We start from the raw sequence: 15,353 nt of genomic DNA, 5'->3' as shown, positions 1-15,353 counted from the left end.
TGCGCTGGCCACCCTCCGCAGGACCGCTTCTAGGATTCTCCCGCCACAAGTTTGTATGAATCGCGCCACATGAGCGGTACAAAGACGCTCAGAAGGTGGAGCATAGATATTCGTGGCGCTAAGGTGAATTGTGGAAGATTTTGATTACCTCACCCGGTAGTCACAAAAGCTAGAGAACTGCAAGAGAATCGCTACTGCTGGCATAATCGCCGCAGGAACAGATCCAGGACAGATGATGCTTACCAAGCGTCATCATTTACGCGAGGGAGCGTCTAAGTGGCCGATCAGGCAACTGCGCAAGAATTCGACATGCTGGTACTCGGTGGAGGCAGCGGCGGTTACGCGGCAGCACTTCGTGGGGTGCAGCTAGGACTAACCGTCGGTCTCATCGAGAAGTCCAAGCTCGGCGGAACCTGCCTACACAACGGCTGTATCCCCACCAAGGCACTCCTGCACTCTGCTGAAGTGGCTGACCACGCACGCGACGGCGCCAAGTACGGCGTCAACGTTGAGCTGCAGTCCATCGACATGACTGCAGTGAACGCGTACAAGGACGGCATCATTGCTGGCAAATACAAGGGCCTGCAGGGTCTTATCAAGGGCAAAGGCATCACCGTTATTGAAGGTGAAGGCCGACTGACCAGCCAAGACACCATCACCGTGAACGGCACCGAGTACAAAGGCAAGAACATTGTTCTAGCCACCGGTTCCTACTCGCGCAGCCTCCCCGGCCTCGAAATCGGCGGTAAGGTCATCACCTCCGATCAGGCACTCACCATGGACTACGTCCCCAAGAGCGTTATCGTTCTGGGCGGCGGCGTTATTGGTGTGGAATTTGCTTCCGTCTGGAAGTCCTTCGGCGTAGACGTCACCATCATTGAAGGCCTCCCCTCCTTGGTTCCCAACGAGGACGCCTCCATCATCAAGGTCCTCGAGCGCACCTTCAAAAAGCGCGGCATCAAGTTCAACACAGGTACCTTCTTCCAGGGCGTTGAGCAGAACGAAAACGGCGTCAAGGCAACTCTTGTAGACGGTAAAACCTTCGAGGCTGACTTGATGCTCGTTGCTGTTGGTCGTGGCCCGTCCACTGCAGGCCTCGGTTTCGAGGAAGCTGGCGTCACCATCGATCGCGGTTTTGTTATTACTAACGAGCGTCTGCACACCGGTGTTGGCAACATTTACGCGGTAGGTGACATTGTTCCTGGCGTTCAGTTGGCACACCGCGGATTCCAACAGGGCATCTTCGTTGCCGAAGAAATTGCCGGCCAGAACCCCGTGGTTGTTGAGGACATCAACGTCCCCAAGGTCACCTTCTGCGACCCTGAGATCGCTTCGGTGGGTTACTCCGAGAAGGCCGCCAAGGAAAAGTTCGGCGACGAGAACGTCGAAAGCACCGAGTACAACCTCGCCGGAAACGGCAAGAGCGCCATCTTGGGCACCGGCGGAATCATCAAGTTTGTCCGTGAGAAGAACGGCCCCGTGGTGGGTGTTCACATGATCGGCACCCGCGTTGGTGAGCAGATCGGTGAAGCTCAGTTAATTGTCAACTGGGAAGCCTACCCGGAGGATGTAGCTTCACTCATCCACGCGCACCCCACGCAGAACGAGGCATTGGGCGAGGCTGCAATGGCCTTGGCCGGTCGTCCTCTGCACGGCTAGCACTAAGTAGTTCTCGAGCAAGTGCACCCGGCACACACGCCGGGTGCACTAAGCTCAAAATCAGCAGCATCCAACCGCACTAAAGATCAATAAGGAGAACGGGGACGATATGTCTGAAACCGTTAACTTGCCCGCCCTCGGGGAGAGCGTCACCGAAGGTACTGTTACTCGCTGGCTAAAGGCTGTGGGTGACCGGGTAGAGGTCGACGAGCCGCTGCTCGAAGTTTCGACCGACAAAGTAGACACTGAAATCCCCTCTCCGATTGCCGGTGTAATCGAGGAAATCCTCGTTGCCGAGGATGAGACGGCCGACGTTGGAGCGCCGCTTGTGCGCATTGGCGACGGTTCCGGGTCCAGCGAAGCCCCTGCAGAAGAGGCTCCCGCAGCCGAATCAGCACCGGCACCTGCCGCCGCTGAAGAAGCGCCTGCTACTGAGCCCGCGCCTGCAGCACCAGCTCAGGAAGCACCAGCTCAGGAAGCCCCCGCTTCCACTGAGGCTGCTTCAGGTGAGACTCACGAAGTAACGCTCCCGGCTTTGGGCGAGAGTGTAACCGAGGGCACCGTCACGCGCTGGCTGAAGGCAGTTGGCGAAACCGTTGAGGTTGATGAGCCGTTGCTGGAGGTTTCTACCGACAAGGTTGACACCGAGATCCCGTCCCCCGTGGCCGGTACTCTGCAGGAAATCCGTGTTGGCGAGGACGAGACTGCTGAAGTTGGCTCCGTTTTGGCGATCATCGGTTCGGGTTCCGCAGCTCCGGCTTCGGCTCCTGCCGCAGCACCGGCAGAGCCTGCCAAGGCTGAGCCCGTTGCCGCAGCTCCCGCTGAACAGCGCGAAGAACCAGTGGCTGCACCTGCAGCTCCGGCAGCGCCTCAGGAATCAACACCGGCTCCTGCAGCACCAGCCCCTGCAGCACCAGCCGCAGCAGCATCAACCGGCAACGAGTCCAACTACCTGACCCCCTTGGTCCGCAAGCTGGCCAACGAGCAGGGCGTAGACATCTCCTCACTCACCGGTACCGGTGTTGGTGGACGCATCCGCAAGCAGGATGTACTTGCCGCTGCCGAAGCCAAAAAGGCAAGCGCAGCTGCCCCGGCAGCCGCGGCTCCGGTTGCCAGCGCAGTGAAGGCTCCGGCCGCCGTCGTTCCTTCCTCCTTGCGTGGCAAGACTGAGAAGGCACCTCGCATCCGCCAGGTTATCGCTCGCCGTATGCGCGAGTCCTTGGATACCTCCACCCAGCTGACTCAGGTTCACGAAGTGGACATGACGCGTGTGGCCAAACTGCGTACAGCAGCCAAAGATCAGTTCCAGGCAGTCAACGGCACCAAGCTGACCTTTTTGCCCTTCATTGCAAAGGCCGTAGCCGAGGCGCTCAAGCAGCACCCCAAGCTCAACGCAGAATACAACGAAGAAAAGCAAGAGATCACGTACCACAACGCCGAACACATCGCTATTGCGGTGGACACAGACAAGGGTCTGTTGGTTCCTGTCATTTCCAACGCGGGTGACCTCAACCTCGCCGGTGTTGCCGCCAAGATCGCAGACGTTGCAAAGCGTACGCGCGATAACAAGATTGGCCCGGATGAGCTGTCCGGTGGCACGTTCTCGATCACAAACATTGGTTCCGTGGGCGCTCTCTTCGACACCCCGATCATCAACCAGCCGCAAGTTGCCATTTTGGGAACCGGCGCGATCGTCAAGCGTGCAACGGTTATCACTGGCCCCGATGGTGATGACACCATTGCTATCCGCCACATGATGTACCTGTCCTTGACCTACGATCACCGTCTGGTTGACGGCGCCGATGCAGGCCGCTTCCTGCAGACCCTCAAGGCTCGCCTTGAGGAAGGTGCCTTCGAGGCTGACCTCGGACTCTAAGTCCGGAACGTTTGCCTAACGGACAACCACTAGACAACGACGGCGGTACGCGGCTCTGGGAGCCGGGTACCGCCGTCGTTCTTTAACCGGCGGTATGTAGCCGCTGCAATTTGGCCGAAGGTATTTATGCAGGTCACAGTCTGCGAAAGTCATACTTGAGGACAGTCTGTGGCTAAGCTGGGACCATGACTATTGTCCTGAACATTCTGATTTTCCTGCACGTTGTTGGCGCTGCCATGATCGTTGGTTACTGGATCGCCACGATGAAGACTCCCACGGTCCACCCGCGTCAGCGTGATGGCGCTTTCCTGCAACTTCTTACGGGCATTGCCATGATGGGAATCCTCCCCATGATGCCGGATGAGACTCTGAACTATCCCAAACTCGGCATCAAATTGGTCATCGCCATTGTCGTTGCAGTTCTGGCCGTCATTGGCAGCCGCAAGGTCAAGAACGGAGAGACGGTATCCACCGGCTTGGCACACGGCGTTGGCGGCCTGGCGCTGATCAACGTGGCGCTGGCCACCCTTTGGCAGTAATAAACGCCTAGGATGAAGTGAGCGGTTACAACACTTTGTGAGTAATCGAAGAATATCGATCTTGAGGAGCTGACATGGCAACAACACGTAGCGCACACACCGTCTGGAACGGCAGCTTGGCTGAAGGATCCGGCAACACCACACTGGATAGCTCCGGTTTGGGCACGTTCGACGTCACTTGGAAGGCTCGCACTGAGGCTGCAGCGGGCAAAACCAGCCCCGAGGAACTCATTGCTGCAGCTCACTCTGCTTGCTTCTCGATGGCTTTCAGCCATGCCTTGGGCGAGGCTGGATACACTCCAGAGGAAGTTTCCACAAAGTCTGACGTTGGCTTCCAGCCCGGCACCGGCATCACCGGTAGCCACTTGACGCTGAGCGCCAAGATCCCAGGTATTTCTGAAGAAGAATTCCAGAAGATCGCCGAAGCAGCCAAGTCGGGTTGCCCGGTCTCGGCTGCGTTGGCTGGCATCAGCATCACCTTGGATGCCACGCTGATCTCCGCGTAGTCCCGCATTACCGAACCAGCTCGCAATTGTGGCGCCTCCCAGGAATGGGAACAGCCACAATTGCGAGCTAGTTTCGTTTAAGGGGTGCGCTTGCGCGGCGGCAGTGGAGCTGGCTTGAGCGTCTTGTACCCGGCACGCTCTGGCGCCTGATCAGTGGGCAGCTCCTGGAGCATCTCCCGCAAAACGCTGATGGACTGTTCCAACTGTGGGTCACTTCCAGCGCTGTAGGCGTGCGGAGGGAACGGCACCTCAATGTCCGGGTCAACACCGTAATTCTCCACGGACCAGCCCACTCCACCGCTAAACCACGTCGCGTAGCGAGGCTGAGTCACCCCGGTACCGTCGGCGAGGGAGAAACGGTTATCGATTCCCACAACACCGCCCCACGTGCGCGTTCCCACGATCGGTCCAATCCCCCGCAGCTTTGACACTTGGGTGATGATGTCGCCGTCGGAGCCAGCAAACTCGTCGGTCACAATGACCACTGGGCCACGCGGTGAGCTCTCCGGATAGGTCCGCGGCTTCTCCCCACGTGGCACCGACCAGCCAGTGACCTTGCGGCCAATGATCTCAGCAACCAATTGGGACGTGTGCCCACCACGGTTGCGGCGCACATCAACAATCAAGGCATCCTTGGACGCTTCGGTGTCCAAATCGCGGTGCAACTGTGCCCAGCCCGCTGCCATCATGTCCGGAATGTGCAAGTAACCGAACGCATCCCCTGACGCTTGCCGCACCATCCGCCTGTTGCTCTGGACCCATTCTTGGTAGCGCAGACGCTCCTCATCACGCACCGGAACCACTGCAACGCGCCGCTGCGCACCAGCCTGCTCGCCGTGGCCTTGTCCGTTTTGCACGGTCAATTCAACGGCCTTGCCGGCCGAAGATGTGAGGAGCATGGCCGGGGAGAGAGTTGCAGAAAGGTCGACGCCGTCAATCGCCATCAGCAAGTCGCCCACCTTGGCATTCACACCAGCTCGGGCCAACGGAGAGTTCGCTAGCGGATCTGAGGAGTCGCCGGCAAGAATCTTTGTGATCTCCCATGCTGTGCCGTTATGGACAAACTCCGCGCCTAAACGGCCTTGCCCGCTGCTGCCCGGCTCGGAGACTGCGAACGGACGGACATAGGCATGGGAGGTACCCAATTCGCCGTGCATTTCCCACAGCAGGTCAACCAAATCATCATGGCTTCCAAGGCGCTGAATGATCGGAGCGAATTTTGCCTTCACGCCGTCCCAGTCAAGACCACCCATGTCCGCAGCCCAGAAGAAGTCCCGCTGCAAACGCCATGCTTCGTTGAAGGCTTGTTCCCATACAGCCACGGGTTCAAGCTGTACCCGGATCCGGCCGAGGTCCACCTTGACGAGATCCCCTGATTCTTCATCGGCCTTAGCGGAGGAAATGGTGGCGCTGACTTGTTTGTCCTTGATAAACACAATCCGTTTGCCGTCTCCGGAGAGGCGGTAACTGTCCACTGATTCGTTGAGGGTAACGGACTTGCGCTTAGCGAGATCAAAACGGACCAGCTTGGGGCTCGCTGCTTTGTCTTCCGTGGAAGCGCGGCCATCGCCCAGAACGCCGCTGATGGGGTTTTCCAGCCAGTACAAGCAGCCATCGCCGGCGCTCAGGTCACTGTAGTTTCCCTGCGCCACAGGCAGTGGCAGTATTCGTTGCTCAATACCGTTGGCATCAACTACTAGCTTCGGTGTTTCTTCAACTTCCTTCAAGCTTCCGTCCCTCAAGGCCCTGACTGCCGCAGTTTCGGCGGTATTCTCACCGAAGCTGGCCACAGCAGGTCCAAAGGGCGACGGCGTGTTAGCAGAAAGTGCCACAAGGTACGGTTTGATGGGGCTAGGGAAGGACAGATCGAAGGAGTGACCGTCGTAGACCGGGTCAAAACTGCGGCTGGATAGGAAAGCCAAGAACTTGCCATCGGGGGTGAAGGCCGGTGATTCGTCGGCAAAGCGACCGTCAGTGACGTTGATGATCTGTGAGTCTTGGGAGGCGACCTCAACCAACCGCAGGCGTGTCCGGGATCCAAAGGCTGTTAGCGGTTCAGCGAAGGCCAACCACTTTGAATCAGAGGACCATGCTAGGTCGCCAATGCTTCCCTCGCCCACACTGGTCAGCAGCGACATTCGGCGTGCCGCTACTTCCACAAGGTAGAAGTCACCGAAGGCTCCACCGATCGCGATCCATTCTCCGTTGGGGCTCACGGACATAGAGCTAGCCCGGGTCACCGAGGGGAAGCGAATGCCAACCGAAGCCGTATTTAGACCATTCTCCCCTGCCGTGTTCTCAGCCAGCTGAGTGTTGTTTGCTGGTGATTCGTCATTGGAAACTTCGGCAGCGTTTCCAAGTGCCGCGGTGACACTGGGTGCAGCGGGCGTAGCCGAAAGAACTGAACTACCGGAGAGGGCTGAGACCGGTGCTGGAAGCGCGTCTGAATCCTCTGCAGCCGCAGGCTCCCCTTTCTCCGCTGGAGCGGCAACCGGGAGGTTTGGCTGGGTTGTTAGCTGCGTTGTTGGCTGGGTTGAATGCTGCGTTGAATGCTGGGCCCCCGGCGGCACTGCCCCGGTAACTTTTGTGTGGTTCCCGGTGTTGGCTAGTCCCGGCAAACTTAAGGCGAGTTCGCGAATGTAGAGTGCTTCCTCGCCGCCATGATCAGCGATGTAAGCAATTTTGTCTTCGCCCACCGGGCGCGGAAGCCTGGCTCGAACACCAGGTGTAACTTCGATGGCCCGGGCTGGACCGTCTTTGTGGGTGAGCCAGTGAATGGTGCCATGCGATTCAACCGCGCTCGCGCTGCCATTATGGCCTGGCACCACTTCACCAAGATGCTTCTGAACCTTCAGGCCAGTTTTGCGACGCTGCATTGACGCCGAACCTAATGAAATATCTAGGGGAATCGGTGCAGCCGCTAAGTGGTGCATCACAAAGAGCTGCCCTGCGGACTCGAAAACAATTCGTGTTCCGTCCGTTGCGGCGTGACGCACGTAGTGCTCTTCGAAGTCGGTGTGTCTGCTCAAATCGCTACCATCTGGAGCAACCGAGTAGATATTTCCATATCCCTCATGATCGGAGAGAAATGCGACGCGTCCTTCGATCCACATTGGGTCAGCAAGGTTAGAGGTGATTTCGCTCAGAAGGCGAACAAATTCACCATTACCGTCACGGTCAATCCACAGTTTTCCGGCGGTGCCGCCCTTGTAGCGCTTCCACCATGCAGGCTCTCGAGAGAGCACGCTGGAGACCACAACGGGGCGTTCGTCACCGTTGACAGGACCGTAGACCACAGAATCCACGGGTCCCAACTCGAGCCGACGCGCCCAACCGCCGTTCAGGCCCAGCGCATAGGCATGGGTCAAACGGAAATCGCCCTGTTCAAAGGCGCTGGTGACTACCACCTCACCCTCGGGAGTGAAGCCGCGTACGCGTGTGCTTGCGTGGCCAAAGTACGTCAATTGACGGAATTCGCCGCCGTCAACCTTCGCAGTGACAGCTTCCGGTGAGCTGCCCTGCACCACAGTCCACACGAGGTTCTTACCATCTGGACTAAATCGTGGATTGCGGGCCGGCATTTGCAGGGAGGACACACGCCACGCACGGCCGCCGGTCAAAGGGGCCAGCCAAACATCGTCCTCGGCCACAAAGGTGATGAGATCGCCATGAATGTGTGGGAAGCGGAAGTAGCTCGAAGAGGTCATCCATCGATCTTAGTCACGCTCGGCATGCCTTGTTGAAACCTCTCCGGGGAGTCTAGCAAGCGAGGTTAATAGCTTGCCTACGGGCTCTGAACTTCTTCGATCAGCCAAGTGCCACTCTTACGTGTCAGTGCCAAAACCAACGACTGATCCACTCCGTGCTCAGTTTGAGCCACTACTTTGCCAGCAGCGTCAACCTCTTGATAGGCACTGGTGACTGCCAAGATTTTGACCTTGGCTTGGTGCTCGTTACTTCCCTGTTCAAGCGCAGAAGTTTTCAGTTCCGTACTAAAACCTTTAAGAGCATGTCCCCGGTTGCGCAATTGCGCCGCAAGTTGAGCATCGGACTTGGCAGCACTGGAGTTAGGACTGTTCACTCTGGCCAAGAGGTCCACCTTGCCGTAACTCAACGCCAGATCACGTAGCTCCGTAATGCCTTTAGCTGCCTGCACCGGATCTACAGCGGCTAAACGCGCATTCAGCTGTTGCACGGCCCCGGCGTCCAGGCCAAGTTGTGTGCCGGTCTCAGCAGAAATTCCACTGGCCAACTTTGCCGATTCAACAGCTTCAGCATTGCTACCTCCGGTTACCTTGCCAGTCTGAAGCTCCGCAGTATGACGGGCAGTGGAAATAGCCCAGACAGTGGCTCCTCCCCCGCCCAGTACCAACGCAGCTGTGACCACTGTGGCCACAACTCTGCCATTGCCAGCGTGCCCCACGCCCGCAAGTCCCCCGTGTGCAAGATCCAGACCTGCAAAACCCCTGCGAAGACTCCTCTTGCGACCTTTGCCAGCCGCAAAGCGGGCACCTGGATACAACGCCGCCCAACGCCGTCGTCCATTAGCGTTTGGCTCAATTCTCGTCATCAAATCAGGTACCACGCTGGCATGGACGGACGCCGAAAGGTCTACCGGTTCACAGCGCGCACTGCGATAAATCGCGTGGGCGAACTCCCCTGCCGCTGGCCGTTGTTTGGGATCAAGCTTCAAGCCGGCCTCAATCGCGGCTACCAGCCCTGGCGCAACGTCAGGGACCAGAAGCCCCAACGGCGGCCGGCTGTTATTTGGCTCCGGTACTTGGGCAGCAAGGCAATACCAGCCCACTGCCGCTAGTGAATACAAGTCCCGCTCCGGCCGCAAGTTTGCCGTGCTGTTGTATGTGGCCGGATCAGCGAAGCCCGGAGTCCCAGCCCAGAGCTGCGAGCCAGGTTCTCCGAGCATCCGGCCAACGCCCAAATCTGTGAGCAACGGGCACCCGTCAGCGGTAAAAAGGACGTTGGATGCAGAAACATCAGAGTGAGTAAGCCCAGCGGCATGGAGGTATTCAAGTGCCTGTGCAAGAGGCGTCAAAATGGTGGCCGTCTCCCCCGAGGACAATGAACCTCGGCTGGCAATCAGCTCAGTGAGTGACCCACCGGCGGCGTAATCCATCAAAAGAGCAAAAGCACCATCATCCTGCCCGCCCAGAGGGATAACATCATGAATTTTTACTAAATGCTGGTGCTCAAGATTGCCTAGGATGGCCGCCTCCCGTTGAACGACGGTATAGCGCTCATCCCCAGCAATATCCAATCCAGGGTGCGGACATTTGAGCGCAAAGAGCTTGCCAGCATGAGCTCCCGTGCTATTGCGAACCAGCCAAACGGTGGCGGTGGACCCAACTCCCAAACGGCGAATGACTTCATAGCCAGGCACTTCGGGTTGCAGCGACGTCTCTTGTGACGCCTCCCCCGCGCTTAATGGCCATGGGGACCGTTCACCACGATGCCGGCCACCCGATACGGAACGCGAATTCGGCTTCTCCGAGAAATTCTCCATATCCCCTGTTTTATCCCAAAGCGGTTGAAACGCGCAGAAGTTATCCACAGGCAAAGTTGAAGCGTCAATGAGAGCTTGCCCACAACATCCTTCGCAAACGGCCATGAGGTCTAAACTGTTACGCATGGCTCTTGAGTTCTCCACGCTTGGACTTGCCCCTGACTTCGTTGACTACAGCGAGGCCTTGCAAATCCAACGGACGTTGCACAATGAAGTTGTTCGCGGTTCGGCCCCCAGCACAGTCCTCTTGTTGGAACACCATCCGGTGTACACGGCAGGAAAACGGACTGAGGAACACGAACGCCCCATGGACGGCACCGAGGTTGTTGCTGTGGACCGTGGCGGCAAGTTGACCTGGCACGGCCCGGGCCAGCTCGTTGGTTACCCCATCATCAAGCTGAAAGACCCTGCCGCAATCCGGAGGTACGTGTATATCCTCGAAGAGGTCTTGATCAACGTTCTTGCCGACTACAAGATCAACGCCGTCCGCATCGACGGCCGCGCCGGTGTGTGGATTGATCAAGATTCCAATGGCCCGGCACGCAAGATCGCAGCCATTGGCATTCGAGTCCACGAAGGTGTGACCATGCACGGCTTCGCGATTAACTGCAACAACTCCTTGGCCCCTTATGGCCAAATCATCGCGTGCGGAATTTCAGACGCCGGTACCACCACGATTTCAGAAGAAATCGGTCAGAACGTAACCCCAATGGACATCGTTTCGCGTGTTGTTGAGGAACTACGCAACAATGAGACAGAGCTAGTCGCAACATCAGAAGGAGCTCTACTGTGACCCTGGCACCTGAAGGCCGGAAGATGCTGCGTATTGAGCAGCGCAATGCAGCCGTTCCCGTGGAACGCAAACCGGAATGGATTAAGGCCAAGGTCCAGATGGGCCCGGAATTCGTTCAGTTGAAGAATTTGGTCAATAAAGAAGGCCTCCACACAGTTTGTGAAGAGGCCGGTTGTCCTAACATCTTTGAATGCTGGGAGGATAAAGAGGCAACGTTCCTGATCGGTGGCTCAGAATGCACGCGGCGTTGTGACTTCTGCCAGATCGATACTGGCAAGCCTTCCGCGATTGACCGATTTGAACCGACCAAGGTGGCTCGCTCGGTCAAATCAATGAACCTGCGCTATGCAACGGTTACTGGCGTGGCCCGTGATGATCTCGAAGATGAGGGCGTCTGGCTCTACGCCGAGACGGTACGCAAGATCCATGAGTTGAACCCGGGCACCGGTGTGGAACTTCTCATCCCCGATTTCTCCGGCAAGCCCGAGAACATCGCCGCAATCTGTGACTCAAAGCCTGAAGTTTTTGCGCACAACGTAGAAACCGTTCCGCGAATCTTCAAGCGCATCCGCCCCGCCTTCCGTTACGACCGCTCGCTGGACGTCATTACCCAGGGCAGGAACCTTGGCATGGTCACCAAGTCAAACCTGATTTTGGGTATGGGCGAGACACGCGAAGAAATTTCCGAAGCGCTTCGCGATCTTCACGATGCTGGCACTGACCTGATCACCATCACCCAGTACTTGCGCCCCTCAGAGCGTCACTTGCCGGTTGACCGCTGGGTCAAGCCCCAAGAATTCGTTGAACTGCAGCAAGAAGCCGAAGAAATCGGCTTCTTGGGCGTAATGTCTGGCCCCTTGGTTCGTTCTTCTTACCGTGCAGGCCGTTTGTGGGCCACCGCAATGCGCAAAAAAGGCTGGGAGATCCCCGCGAACTTGGCTCACATTGAGTCCTCGGGAACCACTCGTCAGGAAGCTTCTTCTCTCATCGCGGCGCACCACTAAGAACCGTTGCTGCCGCGGGAGCGGAACTGAGTTTAGGAAATAACGACGGCGGTAGCCGCGCCTTGAGCGCTGCTACCGCCGCAGTTCGTTGCTGCTAGATCACGTAGAATAAGGGCACTATGGCAAAATCCTCCGACTCCACGTCCAGCGCACCCATGGGTGACGCCCCGGCAAAGCGAAGCCTTTTCTCGCGCAAGCCCAAAGCAGCCAAGGTGAAGAAGCCCGGCCGCCTCAAGCAGATCGCCGACGTCTTCACCATGACCCGTCGCAACGATCCACTCATCACTTGGTTGATGCTGCTCGCCTTCTTGGCCGTTGTAGCAGTGAGCCTCGGGATCGGCTTTCTGTTCAACAACTGGGTTACCGGCCTGATTATTGGTATTCCCTTGGGGCTTTTGGCAGCCACACTCATCTTGTCGCGCCGTGCCGAACGTGCCGCGTTCGCGCAAATTGAAGGCCAGCCCGGTGCTTCCGGTGCCGCCCTGGGCACACTGCGTCGTGGATGGATCGTTGAAGAACAGCCCGTTGCCGTGAATCCCCGTACCCAAGACGCCGTTTTTCGCGCTGTGGGACGTCCCGGCGTCGTACTGGTCAGTGAGGGCCCCGCTAGCCGCGTTAAGCAGCTCACGGACGCCGAGCGCAAACGCTTGTCCCGTATTTTGCCCAATGTGACCATTCACGTGATCCAGACCGGCCGCGAAGAAAACCAGACTCCGATCAGTGAAGTGGCCAAGAAGATGCGCAAGCTCAAGGTCGAGTTGACCAAGACTGAGGTTAGCGCCGTTTCTAAGCGCATCAACTCCCTTGGAAACCGTTTGCCAATCCCGAAGGGCATTGATCCATACAAGGCTCGCCCGCAGCGTGGACGCTAACTAAATTCAGTAACAACGCAGAAGGTGCGGGTGACAACCGATTGGTTGTTCCCGCACCTTCTGCGTTAAAGGATGCTCTTGGCTTTAGCGCCGGATCAAAACGGTGTTCATTGCCTTGTCATGAAGGCCTCGCTGATCCGGATCAAAAATCACTGCCGGGATGACCAAACATAGGAGTACAGACCTCACCAGACCGGCCAGCGGACCGGCCGGGGCACCACCTGGGCGCACCACATGAATGCCGGTGATCCTGTGGCCAATGCTGTAACCGAGCGTTCCCACCAGAATGGCCTGCTCAATCGCAAATATCGCCAAGGTAGCCCATGAGTCGCCACCGAAAAACACGTTGCTGATCAGCAAGCACAGTGTCCAATCAATAACGATCGCTAAGATGCGTCGCCCGGCGCGAGCCATGGAACCTGGCCCGGATTCGGGCAGTCCTAACCGCGCGCCTGGGTACTTGGAAATTGCGGATGTGTCCGGGCCTTCAAGCCACGAACCTAAGTCTCTACGGTTTACCACTATCCAAGTTTAGTTCCTCTCAACGTTCCACAGATCGGACTCGAGTGGCTCACACTGTGGACATTCGACTAGCGTTTACACGAGGGAGCCTTCTGTAACCTGCTCGAAACAATACGGACACGGCCGGGAAATGCCACCTGCCTAGGCTAGTACCAGTTCCAAGATCAGCACCGATGACCCGTTGGGTTATAGAGACGTACCCTAGCTTGATCACCAGGCTCAGCAGCCTGACTGTAAATATGCATAAGGAGCATAGATGTTCAAGAACGCGGACGAAGTCCTCCAGTTCATCAAAGACGAAGATATTAAGTTCGTCGATATCCGTTTCACGGATCTGCCGGGAGTTCAGCAGCACTTCAATGTCCCCGCCAAGAGCGTAGACCAGGACTTCTTTGTCAACGGTCAGTTGTTTGATGGTTCTTCCATCCGTGGCTTCCAGGGCATCGCCGAGTCTGACATGCAGCTCATCCCGGACGTGACCACTGCGTTCGTTGACACTTTCCGTATCGAGAAGACCCTCGCGTTGAACTTCTCGATCGTGAACCCGCGCACCGGTGACCCGTACCACCGTGACCCTCGTGGTGTAGCCGAGAAGGCTGAAGCTTACTTGGCTTCCACCGGTATTGCAGACACCGCATTCTTTGCGCCCGAAGCTGAGTTCTTCGTCTTCGACAACGTTCAGTACGAGTCCTCCCCGCAGGGCAGCTTCTACAAGATCGACTCTGAAGAAGCTCACTGGAACACAGGCCGCAAGGAAGAGGGCGGTAACCTCGGTTACAAGACCCCCGTCAAGGGCGGTTACTTCCCGGTATCCCCGACTGACAAGCAGGCTGACCTCCGTGACGCCATGTGCATCGCTTTGGACGAAGCTGGCCTTGAGGTTGAGCGCAGCCACCACGAGGTTGGATCTGCTGGTCAGGCCGAAATCAACTACAAGTTCACCACTTTGACTCACGCTGCAGATGACCTGCAGAAGTTCAAGTACATCATCAAGAACACCGCTGATGCTTGGGGCAAGTCGGTTACCTTTATGCCGAAGCCGGTCTTTGGTGACAACGGTTCCGGTATGCACTGCCACCAGTCGCTGTGGACCGGCGGCGAGCCGCTCTTCTACGACGAGAAGGGCTACGCCGGCCTCTCTGACACCGCCCGCTGGTACATCGGTGGTCTGCTCAAGCACTCCAGCGCTGTTTTGGCTTTCACCAACCCGACGGTGAACTCATACCGCCGCTTGGTCAAGGGCTTCGAAGCTCCGGTCAACATGGTCTACTCGCAGGGCAACCGCTCCGCTGGTATCCGTATCCCGATCACCGGTTCCAACCCGAAGGCAAAGCGCATCGAATTCCGCGCACCGGACCCGTCCTCCAACCCATACTTGGCATTCGCTGCCCAGTTGATGGCTGGCATCGACGGTATCCGCAACCGGATCGAACCGCCGGCTCCGATCGACAAGGACCTCTACGAGCTCCCCGCTGAAGAAGCCAAGGACATCCCCAAGGCTCCGGGTTCCCTCGAGGAAGCTCTCCAGGCTCTGCGCGAGGACAACGAATTCTTGCAGGCCGGTGGCGTCTTCACCCAGGACCTGATCGACACCTGGATCGATTACAAGTACGAGAACGAGATCAAGCCGCTCTCACTGCGTCCGAACCCGTATGAATTCGAGCTCTACTACGGCGTGTAATCCGTAGCTAAAACTCAGAGGGACTGTGCTCCGTACCCATTGGTGCGGAGCACAGTCCCTCTTTTTTGTTGTGTTGGGTTCTGAGTAGTGATGGAACAGGATTGCGCGTTTAGCCCTCTGCTACGTGGCTGTCGGTAGTCTGTAGGTTGTGCCAGTTGCATTCTTGAGTGATGCGCAGGCCGCCGCGTTCGGGCGGTTCGTGGGAGAACCTTCGCAGAACGATCTGGAGCGGTTCTTCTATCTCGACGACACCGAGGTGTACTACTGATCTGAGACAGTCTTTGAAAGGATTGTTCTCATGTCTTCTCGACCCACCTATTCTGATGAGTTCAAGGCTGATGCTGTTGCGTTGGCTAGTTCCTCTGGCCGGCCATTAGCTC

11 protein-coding genes are annotated in these 15,353 nt (G+C 57.5%); 8 read left to right on the top strand and 3 right to left on the bottom strand.

The features are described 5' to 3' along the window. Positions 1 to 276 precede the first annotated feature (276 nt). From lpdA to ACQQCD_RS10050, 4 genes are all read left to right on the top strand, one after another. Positions 277 to 1,659: a dihydrolipoyl dehydrogenase gene (gene lpdA / locus ACQQCD_RS10065; RefSeq protein ID WP_430268256.1), complete on the top strand. Its 1,383-nt coding sequence runs from the start codon at positions 277 to 279 to the stop codon at positions 1,657 to 1,659. 109 nt (positions 1,660 to 1,768) lie between these two features. Continuing rightward, complete coding sequence (sucB, locus tag ACQQCD_RS10060) at positions 1,769 to 3,535, top strand: 2-oxoglutarate dehydrogenase, E2 component, dihydrolipoamide succinyltransferase (protein ID WP_430268255.1); 1,767 nt, start codon at positions 1,769 to 1,771, stop codon at positions 3,533 to 3,535. A 185-nt stretch (positions 3,536 to 3,720) separates the two neighbouring features. After that, a complete protein-coding gene (locus ACQQCD_RS10055; protein WP_430268254.1) occupies positions 3,721 to 4,074 on the top strand; it encodes a hypothetical protein in 354 nt (117 codons plus the stop codon). 74 nt (positions 4,075 to 4,148) lie between these two features. Then, positions 4,149 to 4,580 carry an OsmC family protein gene (locus ACQQCD_RS10050; protein ID WP_430268253.1) on the top strand — a complete coding sequence of 144 codons (432 nt, stop codon included), beginning with the start codon at positions 4,149 to 4,151 and terminating at the stop codon, positions 4,578 to 4,580. A 77-nt stretch (positions 4,581 to 4,657) separates the two neighbouring features. Here the strand turns inward: ACQQCD_RS10050 and ACQQCD_RS10045 are convergent, their stop codons facing one another. Continuing rightward, complete coding sequence (locus ACQQCD_RS10045; protein ID WP_430268252.1) at positions 4,658 to 8,287, bottom strand: S41 family peptidase; 3,630 nt, start codon at positions 8,285 to 8,287, stop codon at positions 4,658 to 4,660. Between the two features lie 77 nt (positions 8,288 to 8,364). After that, positions 8,365 to 10,101 (bottom strand): serine/threonine protein kinase, encoded by a 1,737-nt coding sequence (locus tag ACQQCD_RS10040; protein WP_430268251.1) that lies wholly within the window; start codon positions 10,099 to 10,101, stop codon positions 8,365 to 8,367. Positions 10,102 to 10,225: 124 nt separating this feature from the next. On the opposite strand from ACQQCD_RS10040, the gene lipB reads away from it, so the two are divergent. The 3 genes from lipB (at position 10,226) to ACQQCD_RS10025 (ending at position 12,770) form a co-directional block, all read left to right on the top strand. Beyond that, positions 10,226 to 10,894: a lipoyl(octanoyl) transferase LipB gene (lipB, locus tag ACQQCD_RS10035; protein WP_430268250.1), complete on the top strand. Its 669-nt coding sequence runs from the start codon at positions 10,226 to 10,228 to the stop codon at positions 10,892 to 10,894. Further along, complete coding sequence (lipA, locus tag ACQQCD_RS10030; protein ID WP_430268249.1) at positions 10,891 to 11,898, top strand: lipoyl synthase; 1,008 nt, start codon at positions 10,891 to 10,893, stop codon at positions 11,896 to 11,898. The genes lipB and lipA overlap by 4 nt, the downstream gene beginning before the upstream one ends. Before the next feature lie 119 nt (positions 11,899 to 12,017). Further along, positions 12,018 to 12,770, top strand: coding sequence for a DUF4191 domain-containing protein (locus ACQQCD_RS10025; protein ID WP_430268248.1), 753 nt, complete (start codon positions 12,018 to 12,020; stop codon positions 12,768 to 12,770). Positions 12,771 to 12,854: 84 nt separating this feature from the next. Here the strand turns inward: ACQQCD_RS10025 and ACQQCD_RS10020 are convergent, their stop codons facing one another. After that, positions 12,855 to 13,292: an RDD family protein gene (locus ACQQCD_RS10020; RefSeq protein WP_430268247.1), complete on the bottom strand. Its 438-nt coding sequence runs from the start codon at positions 13,290 to 13,292 to the stop codon at positions 12,855 to 12,857. Positions 13,293 to 13,548: 256 nt separating this feature from the next. Between ACQQCD_RS10020 and glnA the strand changes: the two genes are divergently transcribed. Further along, on the top strand, positions 13,549 to 14,973 hold the full coding sequence (glnA, locus tag ACQQCD_RS10015; RefSeq protein ID WP_430268246.1) for a type I glutamate--ammonia ligase: 1,425 nt from the start codon (positions 13,549 to 13,551) through the stop codon (positions 14,971 to 14,973). Positions 14,974 to 15,353: the final 380 nt, after the last annotated feature.

It is taken from the genome of Pseudarthrobacter sp. J1763, from assembly GCF_050490295.1.
Lineage (GTDB): Bacteria > Actinomycetota > Actinomycetes > Actinomycetales > Micrococcaceae > JBNPEO01.
The sequence above is the reverse complement of the archived record's forward strand: the minus strand, read 5'-3'. Positions and strand labels throughout refer to the sequence as shown.

Bases quoted from the DNA above. Each gene is read 5' to 3' on its own strand.
- sucB (WP_430268255.1), top strand. From the start codon at position 1,769: ATGTCTGAAACCGTTAACTTGCCCGCCCTCGGGGAGAGCGTCACCGAA.
- ACQQCD_RS10055 (WP_430268254.1), top strand. From the start codon at position 3,721: ATGACTATTGTCCTGAACATTCTGATTTTCCTGCACGTTGTTGGCGCT.
- ACQQCD_RS10050 (WP_430268253.1), top strand. From the start codon at position 4,149: ATGGCAACAACACGTAGCGCACACACCGTCTGGAACGGCAGCTTGGCT.
- ACQQCD_RS10045 (WP_430268252.1), bottom strand. From the start codon at position 8,287: ATGACCTCTTCGAGCTACTTCCGCTTCCCACACATTCATGGCGATCTC.
- ACQQCD_RS10040 (WP_430268251.1), bottom strand. From the start codon at position 10,101: ATGGAGAATTTCTCGGAGAAGCCGAATTCGCGTTCCGTATCGGGTGGC.
- lipB (WP_430268250.1), top strand. From the start codon at position 10,226: ATGGCTCTTGAGTTCTCCACGCTTGGACTTGCCCCTGACTTCGTTGAC.
- ACQQCD_RS10025 (WP_430268248.1), top strand. From the start codon at position 12,018: ATGGCAAAATCCTCCGACTCCACGTCCAGCGCACCCATGGGTGACGCC.
- glnA (WP_430268246.1), top strand. From the start codon at position 13,549: ATGTTCAAGAACGCGGACGAAGTCCTCCAGTTCATCAAAGACGAAGAT.